This is a genomic window from Arthrobacter sp. J156 (genome assembly GCF_056172865.1).
The window spans coordinates 89,797-114,375 of sequence record NZ_CM149650.1 but is presented as its reverse complement, the minus strand read 5'-3'; the positions used below and the strand labels follow the sequence as shown (position 1 = coordinate 114,375).

General features: G+C 72.6%; 25 protein-coding genes. 11 read left to right on the top strand and 14 right to left on the bottom strand.

Annotation, left to right across the window (positions count from 1 at the left end; all coding sequences use genetic code 11):
* Nucleotides 1-9: 9 nt before the first annotated feature.
* Nucleotides 10-336 carry an IS1096 element passenger TnpR family protein gene (locus tag AC0QR5_RS00590; RefSeq protein WP_329859569.1) on the bottom strand — a complete coding sequence of 109 codons (327 nt, stop codon included), beginning with the start codon at nt 334-336 and terminating at the stop codon, nt 10-12.
* 149 nt (nt 337-485) lie between these two features.
* On the opposite strand from AC0QR5_RS00590, the gene AC0QR5_RS00585 reads away from it, so the two are divergent.
* Entirely contained in the window at nt 486-956 is a 471-nt protein-coding gene (locus AC0QR5_RS00585) for a DUF2231 domain-containing protein (protein WP_329859568.1), read from the top strand.
* A gap of 53 nt (nt 957-1,009) precedes the next feature.
* Here the strand turns inward: AC0QR5_RS00585 and AC0QR5_RS00580 are convergent, their stop codons facing one another.
* Nucleotides 1,010-1,717: an alpha/beta fold hydrolase gene (locus AC0QR5_RS00580; protein WP_329859567.1), complete on the bottom strand. Its 708-nt coding sequence runs from the start codon at nt 1,715-1,717 to the stop codon at nt 1,010-1,012.
* Nucleotides 1,718-1,908: 191 nt separating this feature from the next.
* Between AC0QR5_RS00580 and AC0QR5_RS00575 the strand changes: the two genes are divergently transcribed.
* From AC0QR5_RS00575 to AC0QR5_RS00560, 4 genes are all read left to right on the top strand, one after another.
* Nucleotides 1,909-3,270, top strand: coding sequence for a dihydrolipoyl dehydrogenase family protein (locus tag AC0QR5_RS00575; RefSeq protein ID WP_329859566.1), 1,362 nt, complete (start codon nt 1,909-1,911; stop codon nt 3,268-3,270).
* 238 nt (nt 3,271-3,508) lie between these two features.
* Nucleotides 3,509-4,174 (top strand): alpha-ketoglutarate-dependent dioxygenase AlkB family protein, encoded by a 666-nt coding sequence (locus AC0QR5_RS00570; RefSeq protein ID WP_329859565.1) that lies wholly within the window; start codon nt 3,509-3,511, stop codon nt 4,172-4,174.
* Nucleotides 4,171-4,761: a DNA-3-methyladenine glycosylase I gene (locus tag AC0QR5_RS00565; protein WP_329859564.1), complete on the top strand. Its 591-nt coding sequence runs from the start codon at nt 4,171-4,173 to the stop codon at nt 4,759-4,761. Before AC0QR5_RS00570 ends, AC0QR5_RS00565 begins: the two co-directional genes overlap by 4 nt.
* Before the next feature lie 405 nt (nt 4,762-5,166).
* Nucleotides 5,167-5,700, top strand: a complete 534-nt coding sequence (locus tag AC0QR5_RS00560) for a hypothetical protein (protein WP_329859562.1) — start codon at nt 5,167-5,169, stop codon at nt 5,698-5,700.
* 77 nt (nt 5,701-5,777) lie between these two features.
* On the opposite strand, the gene AC0QR5_RS00555 is transcribed toward AC0QR5_RS00560, so the two are convergent.
* The 5 genes from AC0QR5_RS00555 to AC0QR5_RS00535 all read right to left on the bottom strand — a co-directional run bounded on the left by AC0QR5_RS00555 (nt 5,778) and on the right by AC0QR5_RS00535 (nt 10,263).
* On the bottom strand, nt 5,778-6,965 hold the full coding sequence (locus tag AC0QR5_RS00555; protein ID WP_329859561.1) for a thermonuclease family protein: 1,188 nt from the start codon (nt 6,963-6,965) through the stop codon (nt 5,778-5,780).
* A gap of 120 nt (nt 6,966-7,085) precedes the next feature.
* Entirely contained in the window at nt 7,086-7,583 is a 498-nt protein-coding gene (locus AC0QR5_RS00550) for a DoxX family protein (protein WP_329859560.1), read from the bottom strand.
* A gap of 202 nt (nt 7,584-7,785) precedes the next feature.
* Nucleotides 7,786-8,118, bottom strand: a complete 333-nt coding sequence (locus AC0QR5_RS00545) for a hypothetical protein (protein WP_475372488.1) — start codon at nt 8,116-8,118, stop codon at nt 7,786-7,788.
* Nucleotides 8,119-8,552: 434 nt separating this feature from the next.
* Nucleotides 8,553-8,978, bottom strand: a complete 426-nt coding sequence (locus tag AC0QR5_RS00540; RefSeq protein WP_329859558.1) for a hypothetical protein — start codon at nt 8,976-8,978, stop codon at nt 8,553-8,555.
* 79 nt (nt 8,979-9,057) lie between these two features.
* Entirely contained in the window at nt 9,058-10,263 is a 1,206-nt protein-coding gene (locus AC0QR5_RS00535) for an MFS transporter (RefSeq protein ID WP_329859556.1), read from the bottom strand.
* 114 nt (nt 10,264-10,377) lie between these two features.
* On the opposite strand from AC0QR5_RS00535, the gene AC0QR5_RS00530 reads away from it, so the two are divergent.
* A complete protein-coding gene (locus AC0QR5_RS00530; protein WP_329859555.1) occupies nt 10,378-10,962 on the top strand; it encodes a helix-turn-helix domain-containing protein in 585 nt (194 codons plus the stop codon).
* A 101-nt stretch (nt 10,963-11,063) separates the two neighbouring features.
* On the opposite strand, the gene AC0QR5_RS00525 is transcribed toward AC0QR5_RS00530, so the two are convergent.
* On the bottom strand, nt 11,064-11,822 hold the full coding sequence (locus tag AC0QR5_RS00525) for an AfsR/SARP family transcriptional regulator (protein WP_329859554.1): 759 nt from the start codon (nt 11,820-11,822) through the stop codon (nt 11,064-11,066).
* Between the two features lie 164 nt (nt 11,823-11,986).
* On the opposite strand from AC0QR5_RS00525, the gene AC0QR5_RS00520 reads away from it, so the two are divergent.
* Complete coding sequence (locus AC0QR5_RS00520; RefSeq protein WP_329859553.1) at nt 11,987-13,027, top strand: FAD-dependent oxidoreductase; 1,041 nt, start codon at nt 11,987-11,989, stop codon at nt 13,025-13,027.
* A gap of 2 nt (nt 13,028-13,029) precedes the next feature.
* Here AC0QR5_RS00520 and AC0QR5_RS00515 read toward each other — a convergent pair whose 3' ends face one another.
* Both AC0QR5_RS00515 and AC0QR5_RS00510 read right to left on the bottom strand, forming a co-directional pair.
* Nucleotides 13,030-14,487, bottom strand: coding sequence for an aspartate aminotransferase family protein (locus AC0QR5_RS00515; RefSeq protein WP_329859551.1), 1,458 nt, complete (start codon nt 14,485-14,487; stop codon nt 13,030-13,032).
* Between the two features lie 34 nt (nt 14,488-14,521).
* Nucleotides 14,522-15,898, bottom strand: coding sequence for a flavin monoamine oxidase family protein (locus AC0QR5_RS00510; RefSeq protein WP_329859550.1), 1,377 nt, complete (start codon nt 15,896-15,898; stop codon nt 14,522-14,524).
* Between the two features lie 147 nt (nt 15,899-16,045).
* On the opposite strand from AC0QR5_RS00510, the gene AC0QR5_RS00505 reads away from it, so the two are divergent.
* Nucleotides 16,046-16,873: a TetR/AcrR family transcriptional regulator gene (locus AC0QR5_RS00505; RefSeq protein WP_329859549.1), complete on the top strand. Its 828-nt coding sequence runs from the start codon at nt 16,046-16,048 to the stop codon at nt 16,871-16,873.
* Between the two features lie 69 nt (nt 16,874-16,942).
* Here the strand turns inward: AC0QR5_RS00505 and AC0QR5_RS00500 are convergent, their stop codons facing one another.
* The 3 genes from AC0QR5_RS00500 to AC0QR5_RS00490 form a co-directional block, all read right to left on the bottom strand.
* On the bottom strand, nt 16,943-18,484 hold the full coding sequence (locus AC0QR5_RS00500; RefSeq protein ID WP_329859548.1) for an APC family permease: 1,542 nt from the start codon (nt 18,482-18,484) through the stop codon (nt 16,943-16,945).
* Entirely contained in the window at nt 18,481-19,593 is a 1,113-nt protein-coding gene (locus AC0QR5_RS00495) for an agmatine deiminase family protein (RefSeq protein ID WP_329859802.1), read from the bottom strand. The genes AC0QR5_RS00500 and AC0QR5_RS00495 overlap by 4 nt, the downstream gene beginning before the upstream one ends.
* Nucleotides 19,594-19,660: 67 nt before the next feature.
* A complete protein-coding gene (locus AC0QR5_RS00490) occupies nt 19,661-20,752 on the bottom strand; it encodes a nitrilase-related carbon-nitrogen hydrolase (RefSeq protein ID WP_329859546.1) in 1,092 nt (363 codons plus the stop codon).
* A gap of 175 nt (nt 20,753-20,927) precedes the next feature.
* Here AC0QR5_RS00490 and AC0QR5_RS00485 point away from each other — a divergent pair, with 175 nt between their 5' ends.
* From AC0QR5_RS00485 to AC0QR5_RS00475, 3 genes are read left to right on the top strand one after another with little or no spacing between them, the layout of a single operon-like run.
* The gene (locus AC0QR5_RS00485; protein WP_329859544.1) at nt 20,928-21,620 is read left to right on the top strand and encodes an RNA polymerase sigma factor; all 693 of its coding nucleotides are present in this window, start codon (nt 20,928-20,930) and stop codon (nt 21,618-21,620) included.
* Nucleotides 21,613-22,815, top strand: coding sequence for a hypothetical protein (locus AC0QR5_RS00480; RefSeq protein ID WP_329859543.1), 1,203 nt, complete (start codon nt 21,613-21,615; stop codon nt 22,813-22,815). Before AC0QR5_RS00485 ends, AC0QR5_RS00480 begins: the two co-directional genes overlap by 8 nt.
* Nucleotides 22,816-22,832: 17 nt before the next feature.
* Complete coding sequence (locus AC0QR5_RS00475; RefSeq protein ID WP_430632572.1) at nt 22,833-23,321, top strand: ASCH domain-containing protein; 489 nt, start codon at nt 22,833-22,835, stop codon at nt 23,319-23,321.
* A gap of 57 nt (nt 23,322-23,378) precedes the next feature.
* Here the strand turns inward: AC0QR5_RS00475 and AC0QR5_RS00470 are convergent, their stop codons facing one another.
* Nucleotides 23,379-24,488, bottom strand: a complete 1,110-nt coding sequence (locus tag AC0QR5_RS00470) for a Gfo/Idh/MocA family oxidoreductase (protein ID WP_329859541.1) — start codon at nt 24,486-24,488, stop codon at nt 23,379-23,381.
* Nucleotides 24,489-24,579 lie beyond the last annotated feature (91 nt).

Here is a 24,579-nt window from a genome sequence, read left to right as displayed (position 1 = left end):
ACCGAAGTCTTATTCGTAGTAGAGGTTGCCCTGACCGATCGAGAGCGCCCCGCCGACCGTCTCCTCTTCCTCGGGGAAGCCCTCGAGGCCCTCGTCGATCGAGGACTCCATAAGCCACGTCCGTGGCACCACACGCAGGGCCCGGCGGACGTCCTCGTCGGGCGAGCGGTCCATGAACAGGTGCAGGTGGTAGCCGTCCCAACCGAACGCCTCCTGGAGCACCTTGTGGAAGCGGTCCAGCGGCAGCGTTGAATCCACCTCGACGAGGCGCCAGATCGACGGATCGGCCCCGAGGATCTCGGCATGGATGGTCAGCAGTTCACGGGAAGTGGCCATGCGTCCATCCAACAACACGAAGCGGCCGCCTCTCGTGCTCCCCGGGGCACGGCCTGCCGCGCTCGCGGGGGCCGGACGCGGATCACGGCTCGGAGAATTCTTCGCCTCGAGGGGGAACGGATCGGCGCCTGCGGCGCGATAATGCGGGCATGATCAACGGCATCCCGCTCCACCCGCTCATCATCCACGTGGTGGTGGTCTTCATCCCGCTGACCGCCGTCTTCGCGGCCGCGGCGCTGGTTCCGCGGTGGCGCATGGCCATGGCGCCGCTGGCCGGGCTCTTCGCGCTCGCCTCGGTCGCGGGGGCGATCGCGGCGCGGGCCACGGGCGAGCAGCTGCTGGAGACGACCGGTAGCTCCCCGATCCTGGAACGCCACGAGGAACTGGCCGAGTACATCGTGCCGCTCACCGTGGCCACGGCCGTGTTCCTCGTCGTCGCGGCCGTGCTGCACCTGGGACGCCCCGGATTCGTCGCGCAGTTGAACGAGGGCGCCCTGGCCGGTGTCCCGTGGGTGCACACGGCGCTCAGCGTCGTCGGGCTCCTGTTCGCCCTCGCGTCGACCGTCCAGGTGATCCTGATCGGCGACGCAGGCGCCCAGTCGGTGTGGCTCGGCGGCTGAGGCCGCGCTTTCCAGCCGCTATCCAGCCGCTATCCAGCCGCTGTCTGACCGCGCTATCCGGCCGCCTTCTCGACGGCGGCCAGGATCAGCTCGCGCAGCTCGGTGGGGCGCGTGAACTGGGGCCAGTGACTCGTGGGCAGCTCGATGATCTCGTAATCCTTGATCCTGCCGAGCTCTGCCACGTACGGGTGGTCCTTGGCGATGAGCTCGCGCAGGAGATCCCCGGGCATCTCGCAGGTGATGACCGTCGCCGGGACGTCGTAGCGGCGCTCGTTGCCGAGCACCTGAGCCTGCTCCGCAACGCCCCGGGGCTGCGGAATGGCCCGGGCGCGGAAGGCCTCGCGCAGCCCGTCGTCGAGATCGGCGAGGCTTTCGTCGTCGAAGACCTCCCAGTCCGGCAGGGGAATCGAGTCGCCCTCGGCCGGTAGCTCGTCGTTGATCACTCCGCCGTGGCCGAGCGGTCCCGAGTCCACGTAGACCGCCCGCGCGACGCGGTCCGGCCGGGCATCGACCACACCGTGGATGATGGCGCCGCCACCGGAGTGGCCGACGAGCACGACCTGGCCCTCGAGACCGTCGACGACCTCGATCACGGCGTCGATGTGGTCGCGCAGGCCGATGCCCGCGCGCGGGGCGTCGACCGATTCGAGGCCTGGAAGGGTCAGGGGGTGCACGGTGTGGCCGGCGGCGAGCAGGGGAGGCAGCACGTCGTCCCATGACGACGCGTCGAGCCAGAAACCGGGTACGAGGATGATGTCCATGCCCCAGACGCTAGCGGAGGGCACCGACAGTGGGGAATGGGGGCGGCACAGGCCAGCCGACGGCCCGGGACGGCTCCCGCCCATCGCCCGCGGATCGCCCGGGACGCTCGGGCGCGGCACGGGCATCGCGCTTCCTCCTGCCTGTCGCGGGCACCTTCCCCGGTGCCAACGCATGTGGGAGCGTGGGTCGCATGGTTGAGGAATTCGATGCGATCGTCATCGGCATGGGCCCTGGAGGCGAGGTAGCGGCCGACCGCCTGCTGTCCGCCGGGAAGAAAGTCGCGGTCGTCGAGAGGGAACTGATCGGCGGCGAGTGCGGATACTGGGCCTGCATCCCTTCCAAGACGCTCCTGCGCGGGCCCGAGGCGGTCCACGCGGCGGGCCGCGCTCCCGGCGCCACCGGCGCCGTTCTGGACTGGCGCGCGGCAGCGGAGTACCGGGACGCCATGGTCCGCCACCTGGACGACTCGGCACAATCGGCAGCCTACGAGGAACGTGGCGCCACGGTCGTCAAGGCACACGCCACGGTGACCGCCCCGGGACGCGTGGACGCAGGAGGGCGCACGCTGCAGGCACGGAACCTCGTCATCGCCACCGGAACCGTTCCGGAGCTGCCCGCGCTCGAGGGGCTCGGGGACATCACCGTGTGGACCAACCGGGAAGCGTACTCCGTGCAGGAGCTGCCCGGCTCGGTGGTCGTGGTCGGAGGCAGCGCCGTCGGGGTGGAGACCGCGACGTTCCTGGCCGGCTTCGGCGTCCGGACCACGCTGGTTCATCGTGGCCACCGCCTCCTGTCGCGGGAGGAGCAGCGCGTCTCGGAGCTTGCCGCCGCGCAACTGCGGGAGGCGGGCATCGACGTCGTCCTCGGCGCCGCCCCGCACCGGGCCACGCGGCGCGGCGGGCTCAGCACCCTCGAGCTCAAGGGAAGCGGCGGCCCACGGGAGGTCTCGGGGGATGCCGTCGTCTTCGCGACGGGACGCCGCCCGCGGACCGACGGCCTCGGGCTGGAGGCGGCAGGCGTCGTCGTGGACGATCGCGGAGCCGTCGTCGTCGATTCGACGTGCCGCGCGGCCGAAGGCGTCTGGGCCGTCGGCGATGTCACGGGACGCCTGCCGTTCACCCACGTGGCCAAGTACCAAGGACGCATCGTGGCCGAGGCGATCCTCGGAAGGACTCCCACGGCCGACTACGCGGGCATACCGCGCGTCGTGTTCAGCATCCCCGAGATCGCAGCCGTCGGCTTGACGGCGGGACAGGCCAGGGAGCGGGGCTTCGACGTGGAGGCCGTCGAGCTGGACGCGGCGGAGGCCCTGGCCCGCCCATGGACCTATGAGCGGGACCCGGAGACGCGGCTCGGACTGCTGGCCGACGTCGTCCGTGGCGTCCTGCTCGGCGCGTGGGCTGTGGGACCGCAGGCCGGAGAGTGGATCCACTACGCCGCGCTCGCGATCCGCGCGGAGTTGCCGATCGGGGTCCTGCGCGACCAGGTGGCCCAGTTTCCGAGCTACCACGAGGCCTACCTCGCGGCGCTGGACCTCTTCGAGAGGGTCTGAACCGGGCCCGCGGCACCCCACCCGCCGATGCCCTCCGGCCCCCGGGCCGGGGTCCGTGACCTTGCGCGGCCCGCCGCGCGCTTTTCCATGAGATCCCCTCCACAACCGTCGAACGAGACGATCGATGCACAGGTCACGTGCGTGTGTGCCCTGTCCACGACCCGGCCGGTACCGTGGTCTCCGAAACGGGACGCCGGTCGGCGGTGCGCTACCGGCAGGGCGGGAAGGAGAGGTGGGGATGGACGCGTTGTTCGGCGACGAGCTGATCGAGCGGCCGCGCCGCGAGCTCGCTCCCGGAGCCGTGTGGGTGCCGGGGTGGCTGGCGCCCGGCCAGCAGGCGTGGATCGCAGAGCGCTTCCGCGAGTGGGTCGCGGGTCCGGTGCCGCTCCGCTCGGCCGTGGTGCGGGGACACCGGATGAGCGTCCAGACGGTGTGCCTGGGCTGGCACTGGCGGCCGTACGAGTACACGCGGGAGGCCGTGGACGTCAACGGGAACCGGGTCCTGGACTTCCCGGAGTGGATGGTGCGCCTCGGCCGCAAGGCGCTCCTCGAGGCGGGCGTCGACGAAGGCCGGGCGCTCGCCTACACGCCTGACACGGCGCTGGTTAACTACTACGATTCCACGGCCCACATGGGCATGCACCAGGACCGGGATGAGAAGTCGCGGGCTCCGGTCGTCTCCCTCTCCATCGGGGACACGTGCCGCTTCCGCTTCGGGAACACGGAGCACCGCAACAAGCCGTACGAGGACATCGAGCTCGCGTCCGGGGACCTGTTCGTCTTCGGCGGCCCGTCGCGGCTGGCCTACCACGGGGTCGTCAAGGTGCACCCCGGAACCGCCCCGGCCGGGTGCGGGATCGGCAGCGGAAGGATCAACATCACCATGAGGGAGACGGGACTATGACAGTGGTTGTGGGCGAGGACGGGCTGGCGCGGCCGGCGTGGGCGAGCACGGACCCCCTGATGCGCGAGTACTACGACACCGAATGGGGCATGCCGGTCCGGGACGAGCAGGGGTTGTACGAGAGGATCTGCCTCGAGGGCTTCCAGTCGGGGCTCTCCTGGGCGACGATCCTGCGCAAGCGCCCGGCGTTCCGGGAGGTCTTCGCCGGCTTCGACCCGGACGTGGTCGCCGGGTTCACGGAGGAGGACGTCGTGCGGCTCATGCAGGACGCCCGGATCATCCGCAACCGGGCCAAGATCCAGGCGGCGATCGCCAACGCCCGGGCGACGATCGGGCTGCGCGCCGACGGCGGGCTCGCGGCCCTCGTGTGGTCCTTCCAGCCGGAGACGACCCCGGAGCCGGCCACGTTCGACGAGGTCCCCTCGCAGTCCGAGGAGTCGGTGGCGCTGTCGAAGGCGCTACGGCGGCGGGGCTTCAAGTTCGTGGGTCCGACGACGATGTATGCCCTCATGGAGGCGATCGGCATCATCGACACGCACCTCGTCTCGAGCCACCGCCGCGGCAGCTCGGGAGTCTGGCCGCGCTGACGCATTCCCTGAGGAAAGGCCTTCGTCGATCCACGACAATTCCAAACAAGGGATATTTATAAAGCTTGGATCGCAATCTCAGAAAATTGTTGCAGTGCAACGAAGGTACATTCATAATCATCGATTACAGATCATTCGGCGGTGCCGTTTGTGAATCTGGCACCTTCTATCCATAACTCCACACTCAGACGTCATGCGGCCTAGGCACATCCCTGCCCTCATCCAGTCCACATAGTTCACGCCCGAAAGCCCTGCTTTCGGGCGTTTCTGCATACACCACCCCAAAGGGGCCCGCCGTCAGCGGGCCCCTTTGCGCATCTGCGCGCCCTCGTGTCGGCGTCCTCACCCACCGGAACCCTCGAATCGATTCCCCACTCAATCTGGCACAACCCGAAAGGAGCAGTCATGAACGACCTCACCTTCCGCAACGACGCGGACGACGTCGAAGACGTCACCCTTCTCATCTGGGAAGCCGTCGAAGGACAACTGCCAGGAGCTGAAGAGTGCTTCCGCATGGCCACTCTGCTGGCGGGCGTCTTCCTGCGTCTGCAAGCGGGCGAATCCGGAGGCACCCGCCTCTCCGACTTCCGCGGCACAACGCAAAACGTCAAGGCCCAGTTTGCAAGCCTGCCCGCCGGACACCCACTTCGGAAATTGAGCGAGTTCGTCTACTTTCTGGTCTCGGCCCACCGGGACGATCAGTCCGACGAAGTGAGCCGCGCCGTCTCGTTCCGGGCGGACGAGGCAGACTTCGAGGGCTTCAGGCGATTCCTACCCCGTGAGATCGTCGCCGAGTTTCAAGTGGCCGCCTACAGACAGCGTGCCGGGCGCGCTTCCCTCCGGGTGCCGGCGGACTCGCCTGGCCGGGAGATGACCGCAGCGGAACAGGCTCAGCAGTACCAGTCGGCAGGCGAACACTGGCGGCTCCCCCGGCCGTAGCTTCCGGCGTCGTCGGCCAAGCGCCTTCCCCGAGTCCGACCTGATCTGATCGATCCCCGGGGAAGCTCACGCCCCGGCTACCTGCGCCCGCAGGGCTTCCAGCTCTTGCCTCCCGGGGCGTAGCAGCGCGGACCCGTGTAGCCCGGGTACGGGTTGGACGGCGTGGTCTTGGCCTTCTGCGTCGGAGCCTTCTGGGCCGGCTGGGACTTCCGCTGTTGCTGCTGATGCGCCTTCTGGGAAGCCGCCCGCTCGGCGGCCGCACGCCGTTCTGCCGCGGCCTTCTCGACGGCCCGCTTCTCCGCGGCTTTCTTCTCGGCCTCGCGCTTCTCGGCGGCCTTCTTCTCCGCAGCCGCCTTCTCCTCGGCCGCCTTCTTCTTCGCGGCAGCCTCTTCAGCGGCGCGCTTCTCGGCCGCCGCCTTCTCCTCGGCCGCCTTCTTCGCGGCCGCGGCCTCCGCGGCTTCGCGCTGGATGCGGGCATCGATGCCCTTCAGTCGCTCGTGCTGCTGCGCGCCGGACGTCCGGGCCTCGACCAGGCCGGCCACGAGCACCCCTGTCCCCGCCGCCTTGTAGGCCGCGGACGCCACGGACCCCAGCGCATGGCCGCCCTCGCGCACCGCCGCGGCGAGTGCATCGGCCGCGGCCAGTGCGGCGGCGCCTGCGGCGACGGCCGCCGCGGCCCCGGTCGCCGAGACGGGCGACAGCGCCTCCAACGCCGCGAGGTCCGAGATCGCCTCGTCGACCTGCCCGGGCAGCGTGCATCCGATCTCGGGATCATGGAAGCCCGCCAGCTGCGCGGGCGCCTTCGCCTGCGCGTCGAGCACCTCCTGGTAGAAGCGCCGGTTCGGCTCGAAGAGCACCGCGACGCCGAGCCCGGCCTCCGCGATGTCAGCGTTGACGAGCGAACCGCCCTCGTACACCCCAGCCAGGGTGCGCCCGTAGCGGTCGGTCCGTTCGACGTCGTACACCAACCGCACTTCCTGCCCCGGGACCAGCCGGCCCTCGAGGAACTCGGTGGCCTCCGGCCCGAGGCACTCGACCGGCTGTCCTGGCGCCTTGGTCTCCGGGGTGTCGACGTTGAGCAGGCGGATGGTCTGCTCCGATCCGCCCACGCGCGCGACAAACGTGTCCCCGTCGATGACGCGCTGGACCGTGGCCCGGTCCCCCTCGCCGAGCGGCAGCTTGACGAACTGCGCCCCGCCCACGGCGATCAACCCGACGACCGACGCCCCGACGGCCGCGGCCGCCACCTTCCCGAACGCGGTCATTCCCCCTGTTGCCGACAACCACCCCATGGCTCCCCCTTGTACTCGATGCGAATGACAACGGGGCCCGGCACCAGCCGGGCCCCGTGTCAGCACCCTAGGGGATGCCGGTGACGGTTTGGATCAGGCCAGCTTGGACAGCGCGCCGCGGCGGCCGAAGAGCACGGTGTCGAGCGACCAGCGGCCCGCGCCGAGCAGCGCGACCGTCGCTGCGCCGGCGCCCAGGGCGAGGACCAGCTCGAAGCCGCCGGCCTCGACGAACACCCCGGCCGGGGCATGGACGAGGGCGATGGCGCCCAGCATGACGGCGGCCAGGACGGCGCCGACCGGACGGGCGAGGAGGCCCAGGATCAGCGCGATGCCGCCGGCCAGCTCGAGCGTGGCGACGAAGGGCGCGGCCAGGTTCGCGGCGGGGACGCCCATCTGCCCGAAGGCGGCCTCCGTGCCGGCCAGCGTGAATTCGTTGTACTTCTGCCATCCGTGGGCGGCGAAGAGGAAGCCGGTGACGACGCGGAGCAGCGTCTGGGCGGTGGTCAGCGCCCCCGGGCCGGGGCGCAGGATCGTGTTCGGAGTCGTCTTCGGGCCTGTCGTGTCCTGGGCCGTCACGTTCTGAGTGGTCATGGTTCCTCGCTGGTTCCTGGGGTCATCGGTTCGGTGGCCGCCCAGCAGGCGACGCTCATCGTGTGGAGGTCCCATGGACCGGGCCCTCCTTCCCTCCACTCAAGCAAGAATTTAGTTGTTACTTCATCTAATGTGGGACTTGTCTCGAACGGGTTGACCCGCGGGGGCCCGATGCGATGGAGCACCGGACACCGGCGCGAGGTCAGCCGCCTCCTGCGCCGGGTTTCCGTTCGGTCTCCGAGACGGCCAACGACCATTCGGTCTCCCGGCCCGCGTCGACATGGATGTCGATGAGGCGCCGCCGCTCGCCGATCTCGAACACCCCGCTGATGTCGTTCGAGGCCGCCGCGCACTCGAGTCCGAACCCGCCGGCACCGCCGATCCGCACCGAGATCTTCCCCTCCCCGCGGCAGGCGACGGCGACCGCGATCGCCCCTCCCCTGGGGCGGACGCCTTCGATCGAACCGGGCCCGATCTGCCCGTCGGCGCGCACGAGGAGGTCTCCACCCAGCGCGGGCACTGCTAGCGGCGACACTTCGGTTCCGCCGGCTTCCGCGTCGCCTCCGGCCTCGCCGCCGCCCACCCCGGCGCCGGGCGCGTCGCCGGGCGACGCGGACGGGCTCGTTTCGAGGGTGGGCCATGCAGTAGAGGAAGAGGACGACGCCGGAGCCGGCCCGGGCACCCCGGTGCACCCGGGCAGCAGGGCCGCCGCGCAGGCCACGAACGCCGCCACACCGGCCGCGGCGAGGCGTCCGGCGCCGCGCGCCTTCCAGTCCGCCCGTTCGGGACGGACCTCCGGGCGGACCCCGGGACGGACGCCGGCGCGTGGGCGCGCGCCGGGCGCCCACCCCTCGCGATATCCGCGGCCCACGGCGCCTCCCTTGCTCGATGCCCGTCAGCCAGCGGCGCCGCTGATCCGGGCCCACCGGTGCACCGAGCCTACTCCCGCGGTGGGGGCCGCGCTCCGTGCTAGGCGTCCGCACCTACGCCGATCTCCCACTCCCAGCCGAGTCCGTCCCCGTAGGGCTCGAAGATCAAGGTGCCTTCGGCCTCGGGAACGTCCAGGACGACGACGCCGCTGGCCTTCTGGGCCGGCCCGATGTCAAACGGCAGAGTCTCGGCGTCGGCGAGGCAGAAGAACGAGGGCATGGTGGCCAGGCTGCCATTGAAGGTCGTCCCGGCGGCGGAGACGAACGTCCACGTGTGCGCCGAGGCGTCGAAGGTCTTGATCCACTGGTCCTCGCCGCCGAGCGCCTTGTGCGTCTCGACGTCCAGGTGCAGGCCGATCAGGCGTCCGTTCTCGGCCTTCTCGGCGAACTGCTCGGTGCACTTCAGGGCCAGATCGACATCCTTGACCACGAAGTCCACGATGGACTCGCCCTCGGCGTTCGCCATCCCGGCCGGCGCCTCTTCCGATGGCAAGGCCGGCGCTTGGCCGAGGCCTCCAGCCCGCGGGCGTTCGGCCCGCGGGCATTCAGCCGATGCGCGCGAGCATCCCGGTCTGCGGCCCCACGGAGGACCCCGCGGCCGGCGCCCCCGGCTGTCCGCGGCGGACGAGCAGCGCCAGCAGCACCCCGGCGGCGGCGAGTCCGGCGGCCCAGGCGAGCGCAGCCTGCGGCCCCGGGCCGTCGATCACGATCCCCGCGACGGCGGAACCGATCGCGACGCCGACGAGCTGCGCCGTCGTACTCCACCCGAACGCCTCGGCGACGTCCGCGGCGGGCACCCCGGCGGACGTCATGGTGGTCATCGCCGCGATGACCGGGGCGACGCCCAGCCCGGCCACGAACACCGTCGCCAGGATCCACCAGAAGTCCAGGGACACGGCGGCCAGCGCAAGCCCGACGGCCACGACGCCCATGCGGCGGGCCAGGGAGAAGCGGCCGATCGCGTGGTGTCCGAGCGCCAGGCCCGCCGCGAGGGAGCCGACGCAGAACACGGCCAGGACCACCCCGGCCAGCGCCCCTCCATGGCCGAACACGGCGACGATCGCCGCCTCCAGCATCGCGGTGCAGGCGCAAATCAGGAAGCCGATTCCGGAGGCCAGGCGCAGCGCCGGGCTGCGCAGCACGGAACCGAACCGCCCCGTCGGCGCGGCGGGCACGGCCGTGCGGATCTGCGGGGCCGAGAGGAACCAGAGGCCGCCTCCGGCCAGGAACACGGCGGAGAGCAGGATGCCGAGGGAGGTGTTTACGCCGAGCGCGACGAACGTCGTCAGGACGGGCCCCATGATCCAGATGACCTCCTGGATGGAGGCGTCGAAGGCGAAAAGCGCGGTGCGCCCGGAGGCCGGGACGAGCGAGGGGTAGATGGAGCGCGCCGCGGGCTGGATGGGCGGCGTGGAGATCCCGGCGATGAAGGCCGTAACGGCATACAGGGGCACGGACAGGTCCGGGATCGCGAGCGCGGCGGTCGCGAACCCGGAGACCGTGAGCGTGGTCCCGATGACGCGGCGCATGCCGAACCGCCCGAAGATCCGGCTGGTCAGCGGGCCGGCGACGGCCTGGCCGACCGCGAGGGCGGCGATGACGAGCCCGGCGGCCGCGTAGGAGCCGTGGACGTGCTCGACGTGGATGAGCGCGGCGAGGGAGAGCATGCCGGCCGGGAAGCGCGCGAGCAGTTGCGAGAACACGACGCGGAGCACGCCGGGGGCACGGAAGAGTTCGCGGTAGGAGGCCATGGATCCATGGTAGCCGCGCGTGCAACATAATGCACTATGCTGCGCATCATAGTGAGCTGGACCACGGGGACCCGCGGGTAGACTGGGGCACCGACACCGTCTGGAAGGACCCCCTTGACCGGCAACCAGGACATCGCCGCGCTGATCGGCCAGCGCATCCGCGCCCGCCGCACCGCCCGCCAGTGGACCCTGGACGAGCTCGCGAACCGGGCCGGGGTCAGCCGCCGCACGCTCGTGATGATCGAGCAGGGGCAGGCCAACCCCTCGATCGCCGTCCTCTCCGGGATCAGCGACGCCCTCGGTGTGGCCTTCGTCGCCCTCGTCGGCGCGGGCTCGCCGGACACGCTGCTGGTCCGGCGGGCGGGCGAGGGCGCCGTCCTCTGGGAGGGGGACGACGGCGGGGCCGCCCACCTCGCCGGGAGCCTCCCGGGCGCGAACGTGGCCGAGCAGTGGCAGTGGCGCATGGAGCCCGGCGAGGAGCACCTCTCCAGCCCCCACCCGCCCGGGACCCGCGAACTCGTCGTGGTCCACGCGGGCCGCCTGCGCCTCGGCGTCGCGGGCGAGGAGGTCGTGCTCGCCGCCGGCGATTCCGCGGCCCACCCGGGCGATGTCGAGCACTCCTACTCCCCCGCCGGCCGCGGCGCGGTGGGCTTCTCCGTCGTCGTGCAGTATCCCGCCTCGGCGGCGCCGGCCGAGTAGCCCGGAAGCGGGCACGACGCCGGAACCCGGCCCGCGCGGGGCGGCGCATCGGCGTCCCCTTCCGGAGGGGCGTGGGAGCGGCACCCGGCCCGGGGGACGCCTCAGCGCAGCCGGCACGGTACCGCGGGGGCCGAGCGCTCCAGGCTCCACCTCCGGGCCAGATCCAGGGTCTCCGCGGACGGCGCGACCCCGAGCTCGCGGCGCAACAGGGCCTGGCAGTAGGCGTACGCGCGCCTGGCGTCGAGCACGTTGCCCTCCGCGACGTGGACGCGCATCACGGCACGGTGGGCGCTCTCCCGCAGTGTGTCGGCGTTGAGCGCGATCATGGCGGCCTCGAGGGCCATCCCGAACGCGCCGCGTGCCAAGAGCTGCTCGGAGAGCGATTCGAGCACGTGCAGTCGCAGTTGGCGGAGGCGTTCGCGGTCGACGATCAGCCAGTCGTCGGTCCAGTCCGGCAGCAGGTCCTCCTCCACCTGGTGCAGCCGCGGCTCATCGAGCTCGACGAAGCGGCGGCCCTCCATGATCTCGTGGGCCATCTCGACGAGGCGGGAGACGTCGACCTCGACATCGGAGGCGAGGGAGACGTCGTCGTGCCCGGTCAGGAGCAGCCCGGGAGCGATCCGCCCCGCCCTCCAGATGGCGGTACGCAGGCTCGCGAGGGCCTTGGCCTCGGTCGTCTCGGGCCACAGCAGCCCGGCCAGCCGGCTCCGCCCGCAGGCGCCCCGCAGGGCCAGCTTGGAAATGAGCCGCTGGGTCCCCACGGGCACCTCGAGCGGCTGGCCGTCGGCGCTGACGTGGAAACGGCCCAGCAGTTCCACCCGGTACCGCCCCCGCCCGGCCCCCGGCCACACCTCGCCCATCCCGACACCCCCGATCCCTTAGGCACAGCGACTGGTAGGGCTAACTATGCGCCGAGATCGCCCAAAAATCAGCACTTGCGCGGCACCCGGCCCCTGTCCGCGGCCCGGCGAGTGGTGCATCATGGTTCCCAGGACGGCCCCGCGCCGCGGAAGGGAGGACTCCGATGCAGGGAACGGCGACGATCGTCGGGGCCGGAATCGGCGGGCTGGCGGCGGCGCGCGCGCTCACGGCCGCGGGGTGGGACGTGACCGTGCTGGAGCGCGGACCGTTCCTGTCCTCGGCGGGGACCCAGCTCGGCATCTGGCCGTCCGCGTGGCGGGCGCTCGAGCGCCTCGGCGTCGCCGATCACCTCACGGCGGGCGGGGCGGGGCTCCAGCGCGGCGAGATCCGGCGGCCGGACGGACAGGTCCTGGCGGCCTTCGAGACGCGGGGGAACCTCCGCACGGTCCCGCGGACGGAACTGCTCGAGGCCCTCTTGGCGGGGCTGCCTCCCGACACGGTCCAGTGGTCCCGCACCGTCGGGCCCGAGCGGCCGGCTCCCCCGGCGGACGTCGTCGTGGCGGCGGACGGAATCCACAGCGCCGTGCGCGCGGCGGCGTTCCCTCTCGCCCGCGTCCGGGACACGCAGGTCGTCGCCTTCCGCGGGGTCGCGCCGATCCCGGCCGGGCAGACCTCGGAGACGTGGGGCAGCGGGCTGATCTTCGGCATCAGCCCGTTCCCGGGCGGCGGCACGAATTGGTACGCGGGCGTCGCCGCGGGGCTCGCGGGAGAGCGCGACGGCGACTGGCCGGGGCTGCTGCGCGCGCTCTACTCGGGATGGCATGCGGACGTGCAGCGCGTGCTCGACGCCGTGCCCGGGGACGGCGTGGACCGGCGCCGGATCGAGGAGTCGGTGCCGCTGCGCTCCTTCGTCTCGGCGAACACGGTCCTGCTCGGCGACGCGGCGCACGCCATGGCGCCGCACCTGGGCCGAGGCGGCTGCGAGGCGCTGACGGACGGGCTGGTCCTGGCCGAGTGCCTGCTGGCCTCGCCGACGGTCGCCGACGGACTGGCCCGGTACGACGCGGCCCGCCGGCGCCGGTCCCAGCGGATCGTGCGGGCCTCGGCGGCGATGTCGCGCGTGAGCAACCGCACCCGCCGCACGGGCCTGCGCGACGGGCTGATCGCGACGGCGGGGCGCCTCGCGGCGGCGCGGGGTTCCTAGCTCTACGCCGCGTGGCGGTCCGTGACCTCGAGCGCCCGGTCGATGATCTCCAGGCCGCGGCGGACGTCGGCCTCGGACGTATTCAGCGGCGGCACCACGTGGATGCGGTTGAAGTTCGCGAACGGCAGCATCCCGGCAGCCTTGAGCGCGGCCACGAGCTCGTTCATCTCGGGCGAGGAGCCCCCGTAGGCCGCCATCGGCTCGCGCGTGGCACGGTCCTTGACCAGCTCGATCGCCCAGAAGACGCCGAGGCCGCGGACCTCTCCGACGCTGCGGTGCCGCGAGGCGATCTCCCGCAGCCCGGGGCCTATCACGTGCTCTCCCAGCCACGCGGCGTGCTCCACCATGGACTCCTCGCGCATCGCGTTGATGGTCGCGACGGCCGCCGCGCAGGCGAGCGGGTGCCCGGAGTAGGTGAGCCCTCCCGGGTAGGGGCGTTCGACGAACGTCTGGTAGACCGCCTCGGAGATCGCCACGCCGCCGAGCGGCACGTACCCGGAGTTCACGCCCTTGGCGAAGGTGATCAGGTCCGGGACCACGCCGAAGTGGTCGACGGCGAACCACTTCCCCGTCCGCCCGAAGCCGGCCATGACCTCGTCGGCGATGTAGACGATCCCGTGCCGGCGGGTCAGCTCCCGCACGCCCTCGAGGTAGCCGGCCGGCGGGACGTAGATGCCGGCGGTCCCCGGAACCGTCTCCAGGATCAGCGCGGCGATGTTCTGCGGGCCCTCCAACAGGATCATGTCCTCGAGGTGCCGCAGCGCCCGTTCGGTCTCCTCGGCCTCGCTCGTGGAGCCGAAGTAGGAGCGGTACGGGTAGGCGGGCATGAAGTGCACGACGCCCGCGTCGCCGTCGTCGTTGGCGAAGCGGCGGGGATCCCCCGTGACGTTGACGGCGAGGTGCGTGCCGCCGTGGTAGCTGCGGTAGGCGGCGAGGACCTTGCGCCGCCCGGTGTGCAGGCGGGCCATGCGGATCGCGTGCTCGACCGCTTCCGCGCCGGCATTGGTGAAGAACACGTGGTCCAGATCGCCGGGGGTGAGCTCCGCGATGAGCCGCGCGGCCTCGGAGCGGGCGTCGTTGGCGTGCTGCGGCGCGACGGTGCAGAGCTTGGCCGCCTGCTCCTGGATCGCCGCGACGACCCGGGAATGCTGGTGGCCGATGTTGGTGTTGACGAGCTGGCTCGAGAAGTCCAGGAGCCTTCGCCCCTCGCCGTCCCAGACGTGGGAACCCTCCGCCTTGAGGATCGTCATCGGCGTCAGGGACCCCTGGGCGGACCAGGAGTGGAACACGTGGGCGCGATCGAGCTCGTAGGCGCGGCGCCCGGCCTCGATCTGCTCGGCCGTGATGCCTCCGTCCGGCCCGGGCCCGTCCGTGGATCCGCCCGCCGCGGGATCCGTGGCGCCGGGTACGACGCCGGGGCCCTCCTCGGGGGCGTCGGCTGCGGTCGTGGTGTCGGTCATGGCGGTTTCCTTCCGGGCTTGCTCGGCTTTGCCTCTAGGATCGCACGTCCGCCGGCTGCGGCAGGGCGGCGAGGATGCGCTCGGCGGTCCGGCGCCCCATGCGCACGGCGCCGTCGACGTGCTGGTATCCGGCCCCGGCCAGGTCGGAGGAGGCGAAGAGGAGCGGCCCCACGGCCTCGTGCTGCCGCGGCCCGTAGCGCAGGAGCCCGCCGAGGTCGTAGCTCGTGGCGTAGGCCCCGCGGGTCCACTCCTCCGAGCCGAAGTCGGACTCGAAGTAGACCTCGGGGTCGAGGGCCTCCGGGCCGAGGAAGCCGGCGAGCGAGGACAGGACCGCGGCCCGGCGCTCGTGCTCGTCGAGCGCGAACACGGCGTCGGCCTTCTCGTCGGAGACGAAGCCCACGAGGGTCCCGCGCGTATCGCCGTGCAGCGTGTTGTCGTAGACCTCCTGCACGAGCCCGTCGGGGCTGAACCCGGTTCCGGAGAGGCTCTTGGCGCGCCAGAAGGGGGTCGGATACACCGCGTGGACCTTGATCACGAGGCCCATGGACTGGTGCTGGTGGGCCAGGTGCTGCCAGCGCGGCAGGGGCGGGTCGTAGCTGATCCGCGAGTACAGGTTCGGCGGCACGGCGACGACGGCCTGCCGGGCGCGCACCACCACGTCCGCGCCGTGGGCGGTCACGCCGTCCTCGTCCCATTCCAGCCGCAGCACGGGGTTGGACAGGAACACGTCGTCCCCGAGCTCCTCGGCCATGCGCTGGGAGACGGCCTGCATCGTGCCCTTCACGCGCCGGTCCAGGATGAACCCGTCGTCGACGAGGTTCGAGAACGATCCCGCGGAGGCCGCCATGAGCACGGCCTGCAGGGCGGAGAAGGTGTGCGCCGGCTTGGTGAGCATGCCGCCCGCGATGAACAGGCCGATGTTCCGGCACGCCTCCTCGTCGTCCGAGTGGGCGCGGAGCCAGGCGTGGAAGGAGACGGAGTCGAGCTCGCGGGCCTGCGGGTGCTCCCACGGGTGCTCGGGATCGGTCTCGGCAGCAAGCCGGTCCAGGAGCGCCGTGAGCCGTTCCATCGCCTCGAGCGTCGCCCGCGCCACGGGGAAGTCCTCGCCCGCGTACTCGTGGCGCGTGCCGCCGGGGGCGATGAACACGCTCGCGCCCTCGCGGTAGCGCGGGTAGGTCTCGAGCCGGAGCTCGTCGAGCAGCTCCAGGAGCGCGGTCTGGTCCGGGGAGACCCACTGGCCGCCGATCTCGAGGGTCGCTCCCCCGATCTCGCGGGTCCAGGTCCGGCCGCCGACGCGGTCGCGGGCCTCGAGGACCGCGACGCTGCGGCCGGCGCGGCTCAGGGCGCGGGCGGTGGTGAGGCCGGTGGGTCCGGCGCCGATGACGACGACATCGCGGTGCAGCGTTGCCATGGGTATCACGTGCTTCCTGGCTCGGGGCGCCCGGGGGTTCCGGGTCGTGTTCTGTGTCGGACAAGTAAATGAATCGCATTCATTTATAGGATGATCGTACGGCATCCTCCCCGGCTTGGGAAGGACCAGGATTTCGGGAGGGCTCGGATGGTCGAGGAGAACGACGCCGGGGCCGCGCCCCGGGCGCGGAACGGCGCCACCGGGACCCCCGGGCGCGGGACGAACCATGTGCCGGGCCGGTCCCCGGACCCGGCGTCAGCGCCGTCACCCGGCCCGGCCTCCGTGCAGTCACCCGCCCCGGCCCCCCCGCGGGGCTCCGCCCCGGCACCCGGGCCGAAGCGCCGGGCGGGACGGCCGCGCACCGCGGTGCTCTCGCAGGCGCACATCACGGCGGCGGCCCTGGAGATCATCGGCGAGCGCGGCTACGAGGCGCTGACGATGTCGGCACTCGCGTCGCGGCTCGGCGTCGCCCCGTCGGCGCTCTACAACCACGTGGCCAACAAGCACGAGCTCCTGGCGTGGGTGGAGAACTCGGTCATGGCGGAGGTGGACCATTCGGGCTTCGGCATGCTGCCGCTGCGCGAGGCGCTGCGCCGCTGGGCCGTGAGCTACCGCGACGTCTTCGCCCACCACGGCCCGCTGATCCCCGTCATCGCGGTGCTGCCCGTGGGCGGCGCGCCCGCGACGGTCACGATGTACGAGGCCGTCGCGGCCGGCATGGCCGCCGGCGGCTGGGAGCGGGCCCGGATCATCCCCGCGATCGTGGCGCTGGAGTCCTTCATCTTCGGCTCCGCGCTCGACGCGACGGCGCCGCGGGACATCTTCGACGCGGCCGGGGGACGGCGCGGGGGCGAGTTCGCAGCGGCCCTGCGGGCCCAGCGCGCCGAAGGCGTGGACCCCGCCGACGACGCGTTCTTCGCGGGCCTCGACGCCCTCCTCGATGGGCTCTGCCCGCAGGTCCCCCAAGAGACCTGAGCCGCACGGCACCGCAGGCCCGGCCACGACGCCCGGTCGGCGCCGGAACCGGTCGCCCCGGGCGACGGATCAGCGGGGCGGGGGCTCCGCCGTCGTCCTGAAGAAACCGGGACGGCGGCGGCCGGCGCGGATCAGGAACAGCGCGCCGACGGCGAGGATCCCGACGCCGACGACGAACACGAGCCCCACTCCCCCGATGTGGGATCCCGAGCCGTAGCCCGGGTCCCAGCTGTCCACGGCGGTCTGCGCGAAGGCCGCCGTCAGCGCCAGTCCGCCGGCCAGCGGGGCCGCGCAGCGCAGCAGGAAATTCCGCCAGGATGTCAGCGCGCTGCGGCGGAAGTACCAGGCGCAGGCGAGCGCGGTGATCCCGTAGTAGAAGCAGATCATCATGCCGAGCGCCAGGATCGTGTCGTTCAGGACGTTCGTGGACAGTACGCGCATCAGGGCGTAGAAGCCGGCCGAGACGACGCCGGCGAAGACGGTCGCGAACGCGGGGGTGCCCCAGCGCGGGTGGAGCCGCGCGAAGCGGTGCGGCAGTGCGCCGTGGTGGCCCATGGCCAGCAGGGAGCGTGCCGGGGAGATCATCGTGGACTGCAGCGAGGCGGCGCAACTGGAGAGCACGGAGAGGGAGAGCAGGATCGCGAAGGGGCCCATCACCGGGTGCGCGAGGGCGGCGAATATGTTCCCGGCGTTCTCCGGGTTGGCCAGGCCCAGGCCCTCGGTCCCCGTGCCGGCGAAGAGGGTCGCCGCGACGGATCCCGCCAGATACAGCGCCAGGACGACGACGGCGGTGACGCCCGCCGCGATGCCGGAGGTCCGCCCGCCGTCGGTGGTCTCCTCGTTCATGGTCAGGCACACGTCCCAGCCCCAGAAGGCGAAGATGGACAGGCTCAGGCCCACGGCGAACGCGGAGAACGAGCCGATGTGCAGGGGGTTGAACCAGTCCCAGCTGAACTGCGGAGCCCCCGGCTGCGTTCCGGCATGTCCGATCGCCGAGGTGATGAACCATGCCAGGACCACCACTTGGAAACCGACGAGCACGGCCTGGACGCCGCGCGTGGTGTGCAGGCCGCGGCAGGAGATCCAGACCGCGGCGCCGACGAGCACCAGGCACGTGGCGATGTTGACGAGCGGGTCCGCCGCGAGGTCCGCGAGCCCGGGACGGCCCGTGAGCTGGGCCAGGAAGAGGTAGAGGAAGTCGACGGCGACACCGGCCAGGTTGGACAGGACGATGATGTTGGCCGCGAGCAGCCCCCAGCCGCCCATCCAGCCGGCGCGCGGGCCGAACGCCTTCCATGTCCAGGTGAACGTGGTGCCGTTGTCCGGCATCGCCGCGTTGAGCTCGCGGTAGGCCAGGGCCACGAGGAACATCGGGATGAATCCGGCCAGGAAGATCGCGGGCAGGTGCTCGCCGACCGCTTCCGCCGTGGGGCCGATCGATGACGTGAGGACGTAGGCGGGGGCGATCGTGGACACACCGATCACGATCGCCGCGAGCAGCCCGATCTGCCCGCCGCGCAGGCCCTTGGAGCCGGTGCGCGGCGCGGAAGGGCCTCCCGGGTGGGGAGCCGCGGGGACGGGCACGACGCCGGTGCCCGGCTTCGGGTTCATGGCCGCGCCTCCGTCCGGGGCCGGGAAGGTACTCCCGCTAGGGCCGGCGCGGTGTCGCGTGCCGAGGCGGCGGTCGGGCCGGGCGCGGGGGCCGGGGCGGGGAGGCGCGCGGGCTGCTGCTGCGTGATGCAGTGGATGCCGCCGCCACGGGCGAAGAGCTCGCGGGCGTCGACGCCGACGACCTCACGGCCCGGGTAGGCCTCGGCGAGGACGGCGAGCGCCTCGGCGTCGTTCGCGTCGCCGAACGTGCAGGCGATCACGCCGCCGTTGACGACGAGGTGGTTGATGTAGGAGTAGTCGACCCAGCCCTCGGCGTCGTGCAGGACCGCGGGTGCGGGGACCGGCAGGATCCGCCAGGGGCGTCCAGCGGCGTCGGGCGTGGACTCGAAGACGGCGCGGATGCGGCGGGAGACCTCGAAGTCGGGGTGCGCCGGGTTGCGCTGTTCGTGGAGCAGGACGGTGCCCGGGGACGGGATCGCCGCCGTGAGGTCCACGTGGCCGCGCGTGCCGAAGAGCCCGTTGTCCCGGGTCAGGCCGCAGGGAAGCCAGATGGTCTTCGTGGCGCCGAGGAGGCGGGCGAACTCGGCCTCGACGTCCGCGCGCGTGGCGCCGGGGTTGCGGCCCGGGTCCAGCTGGACGGTCTCGGTGGCCAGGACGGTGCCCTCGCCGTCGACGTGGATGCCGCCGCCCTCGTTGACGATCCGCGCGCTCAGCACGGGGACGCCGGCGAGGCCGGCGACCTCGGCGGCGATGGCCGAGTCCTGGTCCCAGCTCGCCCAGTCCTGGGTGCCCCAGCCGTTGAAGCCCCAGTCAATGGCGGCCAGGGAGCCGTCGGCGGCTCGGACGAACGTCGGGCCGATGTCCCGCATCCACGCGTCGTCGAGCGGGCGGCACACGTACTCCACCGCGTCGCCGAGGTGGCGGCGGGCGTCGGCCTCGGCCGAGGGGTCCACGACCATGGTCACAGGGGCGAAGCGGGAGACGGCCCGGGCCGTCGCGGCCCACGCGCGGCGGACGGCTTCGGCCTCCTGAGGCGAGTCCCCGAGTGTGTAGCCGCCGGACGGGAAGGCCATCCACACCCGCTCCTGCGGGCCGGTCTCGGCCGGCATGCGGTAGCCCGGCGCGACGGCGGTCGCGGTCGGCGTCGCCGCCACCATAGTGTTCTCGGCGCGCATCTCAGGCACCCAGCCCGGCGGTTGCCGTGCGGTCCGCGCGGAGGGAGGCCCCGGCGTCGTCCGCGCCCCCGCGGCGCGCGTCCCGGCGGGAGGGGGCCCCGGCGTCGTCCCGAATGCCCAGCGGTGTGTCCGCGACGGGTTCGGCGAGGACCCCGTAGGTGTCGGGGCGGCGGGTGCGCAGGAAGGGGAAGAGGGTGAGCCAGTCGCGGCGCTGGTCAAGGTCCAGGGAAGCGACGAGCACGGCGGAGGCGTCTCGCGGGGCGCGGGCCAGGACACGGCCGAAGGGATCGGCGATGAAGGAGGATCCGTAGAACGTCAGGGATCCCTCGGCGCCCCAGCGGTTGGGGACGATCATGAACAGGCCGTTGGCGATCCCGTGGCCGATGATGCTCTGGCGCCACAGCGGCTCGGTGTCGAAGCCGGGGTGGTCCGGCTCGGAGCCGATCGCCGTGGGGTAGGCGAGTGCGTCGGCGCCGGCGAGCGCATAGGCGCGGGCGGGCTCGGGGAACCACTCGTCCCAACACGTCGGCAGGCCCAGGCGCAGCGGGGACCCCGCGTCCGTGTCCAGGCCGGCCGGGGCGTGCACCGGGTAGGGATCGGCCGCGGGGCCGGGGCGGAAGTAGCGGTCCTCGTGGTAGCCCGCCGTGCGGGGGATGTGGAGCTTGTGCGTGGCGGCGGCGAGCGTGCCGTCGGGGGCCGCGATGATGGCGGTGTTCAGGCCCAGGCCGTCGTCGGAGCCGTCCTCCGCGGTCGCCTGCTGGTAGAGCGAGGCGTGGACGTGGATCCCGTGGCCGGCGGCCTGTTCGGCGGCGAAGGCGAACGTCGGGCCGCCCAGGAGGTCCTCGGCGGCGTCCGCGGCGCGGCCGGCGGGCAGGGTGTCCGCCGGGTAGCGGGAGAGCGTGAGCTCGGGCAGGAACACGGCCCGCGCCCCGTGGCCGGCGGCCCGGGCGATCCCCTCGGCGAGCTCGGCGCGCAGGGCGGCCGGGTCCGGATTCCAGCGGTGCTGGACGAGTCCGACGACGATGCTGCCGCGCTCGGGCGCCTCCGTCCGGCACTCGGAGGCGGGCGGGGCGAGGGTGACGATCTCCTGCATGGGGCTCTCCCGGGGGTTGCCGCCTCGGCACGTGGTGCGAGGCACTAAATGAATGGCGTTCATTATCGAGTATGGCGCACGCCACACTCCCACGCAAGGGGCCGATGTGTGTCAGGATCCACCCGGTGCCGGAAACACAGGGAAGTAGGAGCACCCGAGCGAAAGGCCCCACCGCGTGGACACCACCGAGACCACCGAGCAGGACCGCCCGCCGCGCGCGACGGCACCGCCCGGCGGGACCGGCGGGACCGGCGAGTCCGGCGAGCCCGGCGGGCAGCACGGATTGGACGGGAGGAACGGGCCGCAAGGGCCAGATGATCCGGTCGCGCCAGACAGTCCGGACGCGACGGTCGCCACGTTTGCGACGGTTGCAACGGTCGTCGAGGGGTTCAACGCGTTCTACCGGGCCAACTATTGGCTCGTCGTGGCCTTCGCCGAACGGCGCCTGGACGATCCGGACGCGGCGCGTGACGCGGCGGCCGAGGCGTTCAGGATCGCATGGGACCGCTGGCAGGACCCCGAACCTCCCGGGCTGGGCTTCCTCTACACCACGTGCCGGAACCTCATCGGCAACGAGTACCGGCGCAGGCTGCGCAGCAAGGCCCTCGCCCGCCGCCTTGCGGCCGAACCGGAAGCGGTGGAGCCCGGCCCCGAGGAGGCCCTCGACGCCCATTTTCTCCGCGAGGCCTTGCTCGAACTCCGTGGCCCCGACCGCGAAGTGCTCTACCTGAGCTATTGGGAGGAAGCGAGCGCGGCCCGCATCACCGCCGTCCTCGGCTGCTCGGAATCCGCGGTCTGGGCGCGCATCAGCCGCGCCCGCCGCGCCCTCACCTCGACCCTTCGCTCGAAAGGCCTCCACCATGGCTAAGTCCGACGACTCACTCGGCACCGCTCTGCGCCGAGCCAACCCCTCCCCCTTCGACGCCGACCGTCCCCTGGACCGGCGCGCCGAGGAGGTCCTCGAACGAATCACCGCCGTCCCGCGCGCCGAACGGATCGCCGCAGGCCTCCCGGGCACCGATGCGCCCCCAGACGGAGGACCCGCGACCTCGGATGCGCCCGACGGCTCCGGGGCCGCCGTCCCCGCTGTGCGCGGTGGAACCGTGCCAGCGGTCCCCCGGCACCACGCATTGCGGTGGGGGCTTGCCGCAGCGGCCGCTGTCGCCGTCGTCCTCGCGGGGTCCTTGTGGGGCACGGGCCTCGGCAGGCGGGCGGCCGCCGCGGTGCCGGCCGTGCTGGGCCCCGTTCCCGACGGCGAGTCGACTTCCGCGTTCCTCGACCGGATCCGTGCGGGCGCAGCGGCCCGGCCCGGCCCGGTCGACCCGGGCCACACGGACGTCGAGCACTGGGAGCTCGGCACCATGTGGGACGCCGCTGCCGGCGCCTACAGCGACACCGTGACGCTGCCGGTCCGCGTCGAGACGGTGCGCGCGGGAGACGGCTCGGGCACGCGGACCGCGACGGTCGGGGAGCCCTTCGGCGAGCCGGGACCGGGAGCCGACTTCACCGCCGTCGGGCTCGACACGCCTCCGGCCCCCGGAACTGAAGCCGACCCCGACGCCCCCCTCGTCGTCGAGGAGGGACCGTTCCCGACGGTTGCGCCCGGCACGGTGGAGCAGGGCAGCCACGGCGCCGGTACCCTGACGCCCACGCTGTTTCCCGGGGCGCCGCCGCGGGAGGCTGCGGCCTTCGGTGACTATCTCGCTTCCTTCCAGCGCCGCGCGGGCGCCATGGTGGGCGACGGAGCGGGCGGGTTGTTCGCCTCCGTCGGATTCCTCGCGGGCGAATGGAAGCTCGACGCCGGACAGGAGCTCGCGTTGGCAGAGGCCCTGGCCGGGCAGCCCGGCGTCGAGGTGGCCGGATCCGTCATCGACCGCCGGGGCCGCGCCGGGACTGCCCTGGCGGTCGAGACCACGGCTCCCGAAGGCACCTACCGCGCGCTGGCGGTTTTCGGCGGCGACGGCTCCTTGCTGGCCATCGAGGGGCAGCTCATCGGCGGGCCGGCCGAGGGCGCGGCATGGGCGCCCGTACCAAGCGTCCTGCGCTACATCGCCATCGGATGAGCACCTAGGATCTGAGGGTGGAACTTCCTGAACCGGACCGGGCCGACGCCGCCCGCATGTGGGCCTCCTACCTCGCCTCGGGCGCCGAGATGCACGGGGAGCGGGACATGCCCAGCGTGGAGTACTTCGGCGATTCCCCCGCCCTGGCGGACGAGCTGCTGGGACTCGTGCTGTCCGGCCGGAAGCGGGCGACGGCGACGCTGGCCGCGGAGTTCGGGGCCGATGGCGAACCGCTGCCGCGGATCGGCGGGCATTGGATCGCGTGCGACGGCGGGGGCGCGCCCCGCGTCGTCCTGCGCACCACGGAGCTGCGGCTGGGGCCGATCACGAGCGCCGACGCCGCCTTCGCCCGCGACGAGGCCGAGGACGACGGCTCGCTTCCGGTCTGGCTCGACGGGCACCGCCGTTACTGGTCCCGCGTCGCCGCGGCGCGCGGCCTCGAGTTCACCGACGCGACGGAGATCGTCTTCGAACGCTTCGACGTGGTCTGGAGCGAGGCGCCGTAGGGCCGACGACCCGGGTCGCTCCGCAAGAGCCACGACCGCGGTGCCGCACGGGAGCCGCTACCCGAGCTCCACGGGAGCCACGACCCGAGGTGTTCCGCGGAAGGCACGACCCGCGCTCCGCTGACCTTCTGCCGGCAGGTGCACCACGCGGTCTTCGGCATCGCTGAGGCGCGCCGCGTCGAGGACCTCGAGGACGTGGACCGCCTCCCGGGCGGGGACGGGCCCCTCCCCTCCCGCGAAGACGGCGAGCGCGAAGCGGCGGTAGTACTCCTGGTACGCGCCTTGGAGGGAGGGTACCCGGACCCGGCCGTCCGCCGTCGTCAGCGTCCCCCAGCGGGACTCCTCCTCGTAGCCCCACCCCTGCGGGTCGACGGCGGGGCGGCGGCCGGCGATCGCGGCGTCCGCCTGGACGTCCGAGTAGGTGGAGACGTAGTTGCCGCGCGAGCCGAGGAGGCGCAGTTCCCGGCTCTCGAGCCGGTGGGTCTTGCTGCCGGCCAGTCGCGAGCGCACGCCTCCGGCGTGGGTGATGGTCAGCGCGAACCCTGAATCGGTGCGCCCCGCGGGCAGCTCGGTCCACTCCAGCGCCGCATGCACGCCGACGGCCGGCCCGAAGAGCCACAGGGCCTGGTCCACGAGGTGACTGCCGAGGTCCCGCAGCAGTCCGCCGCCGGGTCCGGCGTCGAGCGAGCCCGGCTGGTCCTGGTCGAGGCGGGATTCGAAACGGGCCACGTCCCCGATCGCGCCGGAGTCCAGCACGGAGCGCAAGGTGACGAGGTCGGTGTCCCAGCGGCGGTTGTGGAAGGCGTTCAGCACCACGCCGGCCGACTCGGCGGCGCGGAGCAGTTCGCGGCCGGTCTCCGCCGTCGGGGCGAAGGGCTTGTCGGCCACGACGTGCACGCCGGCGGTCAGGGCCTCCAACACGAGCTCGCGGCGGGTCTCGGGGGGCGTCGTGATCGCGACGGCGTGGACGCCGGAGGCGAGCAGCTCGGCGAGCGAGTCGAAGAGCGGGACGCCCGGGTAGTCCGCGGCGGCGGCCTCGCGGCGCGCGGCGGACCGGGTGACGATGCCCGCCAGCTCGACCCCGTCGGCGGCCTCGATGAAGGGGGCATGGAAGTACCGCCCGCCCGTGCCGTATCCCACGAGTCCGAGCCTGATTGCCGCCGCCATGTGCCGACCTCCTGTGTCTCGATGTCTTGGTCCCGCATCAAGACTTCCCCTGCTTTGTCAGCATGTCAAGACAAACTAGGGAAAGCGCAGT

What these genes read in the sequence shown, in the direction of transcription:
- AC0QR5_RS00555 (WP_329859561.1), bottom strand. Translation starts at nt 6,965, where the DNA reads ATGACCGCGTTCGGGAAGGTGGCGGCCGCGGCCGTCGGGGCGTCGGTC.
- AC0QR5_RS00480 (WP_329859543.1), top strand. Translation starts at nt 21,613, where the DNA reads ATGGCTAAGTCCGACGACTCACTCGGCACCGCTCTGCGCCGAGCCAAC.
- AC0QR5_RS00505 (WP_329859549.1), top strand. Translation starts at nt 16,046, where the DNA reads ATGGTCGAGGAGAACGACGCCGGGGCCGCGCCCCGGGCGCGGAACGGC.
- AC0QR5_RS00585 (WP_329859568.1), top strand. Translation starts at nt 486, where the DNA reads ATGATCAACGGCATCCCGCTCCACCCGCTCATCATCCACGTGGTGGTG.
- AC0QR5_RS00570 (WP_329859565.1), top strand. Translation starts at nt 3,509, where the DNA reads ATGGACGCGTTGTTCGGCGACGAGCTGATCGAGCGGCCGCGCCGCGAG.
- AC0QR5_RS00565 (WP_329859564.1), top strand. Translation starts at nt 4,171, where the DNA reads ATGACAGTGGTTGTGGGCGAGGACGGGCTGGCGCGGCCGGCGTGGGCG.
- AC0QR5_RS00540 (WP_329859558.1), bottom strand. Translation starts at nt 8,978, where the DNA reads ATGGCGAACGCCGAGGGCGAGTCCATCGTGGACTTCGTGGTCAAGGAT.
- AC0QR5_RS00470 (WP_329859541.1), bottom strand. Translation starts at nt 24,488, where the DNA reads ATGGCGGCGGCAATCAGGCTCGGACTCGTGGGATACGGCACGGGCGGG.
- AC0QR5_RS00515 (WP_329859551.1), bottom strand. Translation starts at nt 14,487, where the DNA reads ATGACCGACACCACGACCGCAGCCGACGCCCCCGAGGAGGGCCCCGGC.
- AC0QR5_RS00500 (WP_329859548.1), bottom strand. Translation starts at nt 18,484, where the DNA reads ATGAACCCGAAGCCGGGCACCGGCGTCGTGCCCGTCCCCGCGGCTCCC.
- AC0QR5_RS00575 (WP_329859566.1), top strand. Translation starts at nt 1,909, where the DNA reads ATGGTTGAGGAATTCGATGCGATCGTCATCGGCATGGGCCCTGGAGGC.
- AC0QR5_RS00580 (WP_329859567.1), bottom strand. Translation starts at nt 1,717, where the DNA reads ATGGACATCATCCTCGTACCCGGTTTCTGGCTCGACGCGTCGTCATGG.
- AC0QR5_RS00495 (WP_329859802.1), bottom strand. Translation starts at nt 19,593, where the DNA reads ATGCCGGCCGAGACCGGCCCGCAGGAGCGGGTGTGGATGGCCTTCCCG.
- AC0QR5_RS00550 (WP_329859560.1), bottom strand. Translation starts at nt 7,583, where the DNA reads ATGACCACTCAGAACGTGACGGCCCAGGACACGACAGGCCCGAAGACG.
- AC0QR5_RS00535 (WP_329859556.1), bottom strand. Translation starts at nt 10,263, where the DNA reads ATGGCCTCCTACCGCGAACTCTTCCGTGCCCCCGGCGTGCTCCGCGTC.
- AC0QR5_RS00520 (WP_329859553.1), top strand. Translation starts at nt 11,987, where the DNA reads ATGCAGGGAACGGCGACGATCGTCGGGGCCGGAATCGGCGGGCTGGCG.
- AC0QR5_RS00590 (WP_329859569.1), bottom strand. Translation starts at nt 336, where the DNA reads ATGGCCACTTCCCGTGAACTGCTGACCATCCATGCCGAGATCCTCGGG.
- AC0QR5_RS00510 (WP_329859550.1), bottom strand. Translation starts at nt 15,898, where the DNA reads ATGGCAACGCTGCACCGCGATGTCGTCGTCATCGGCGCCGGACCCACC.
- AC0QR5_RS00525 (WP_329859554.1), bottom strand. Translation starts at nt 11,822, where the DNA reads ATGGGCGAGGTGTGGCCGGGGGCCGGGCGGGGGCGGTACCGGGTGGAA.
- AC0QR5_RS00560 (WP_329859562.1), top strand. Translation starts at nt 5,167, where the DNA reads ATGAACGACCTCACCTTCCGCAACGACGCGGACGACGTCGAAGACGTC.
- AC0QR5_RS00490 (WP_329859546.1), bottom strand. Translation starts at nt 20,752, where the DNA reads ATGCAGGAGATCGTCACCCTCGCCCCGCCCGCCTCCGAGTGCCGGACG.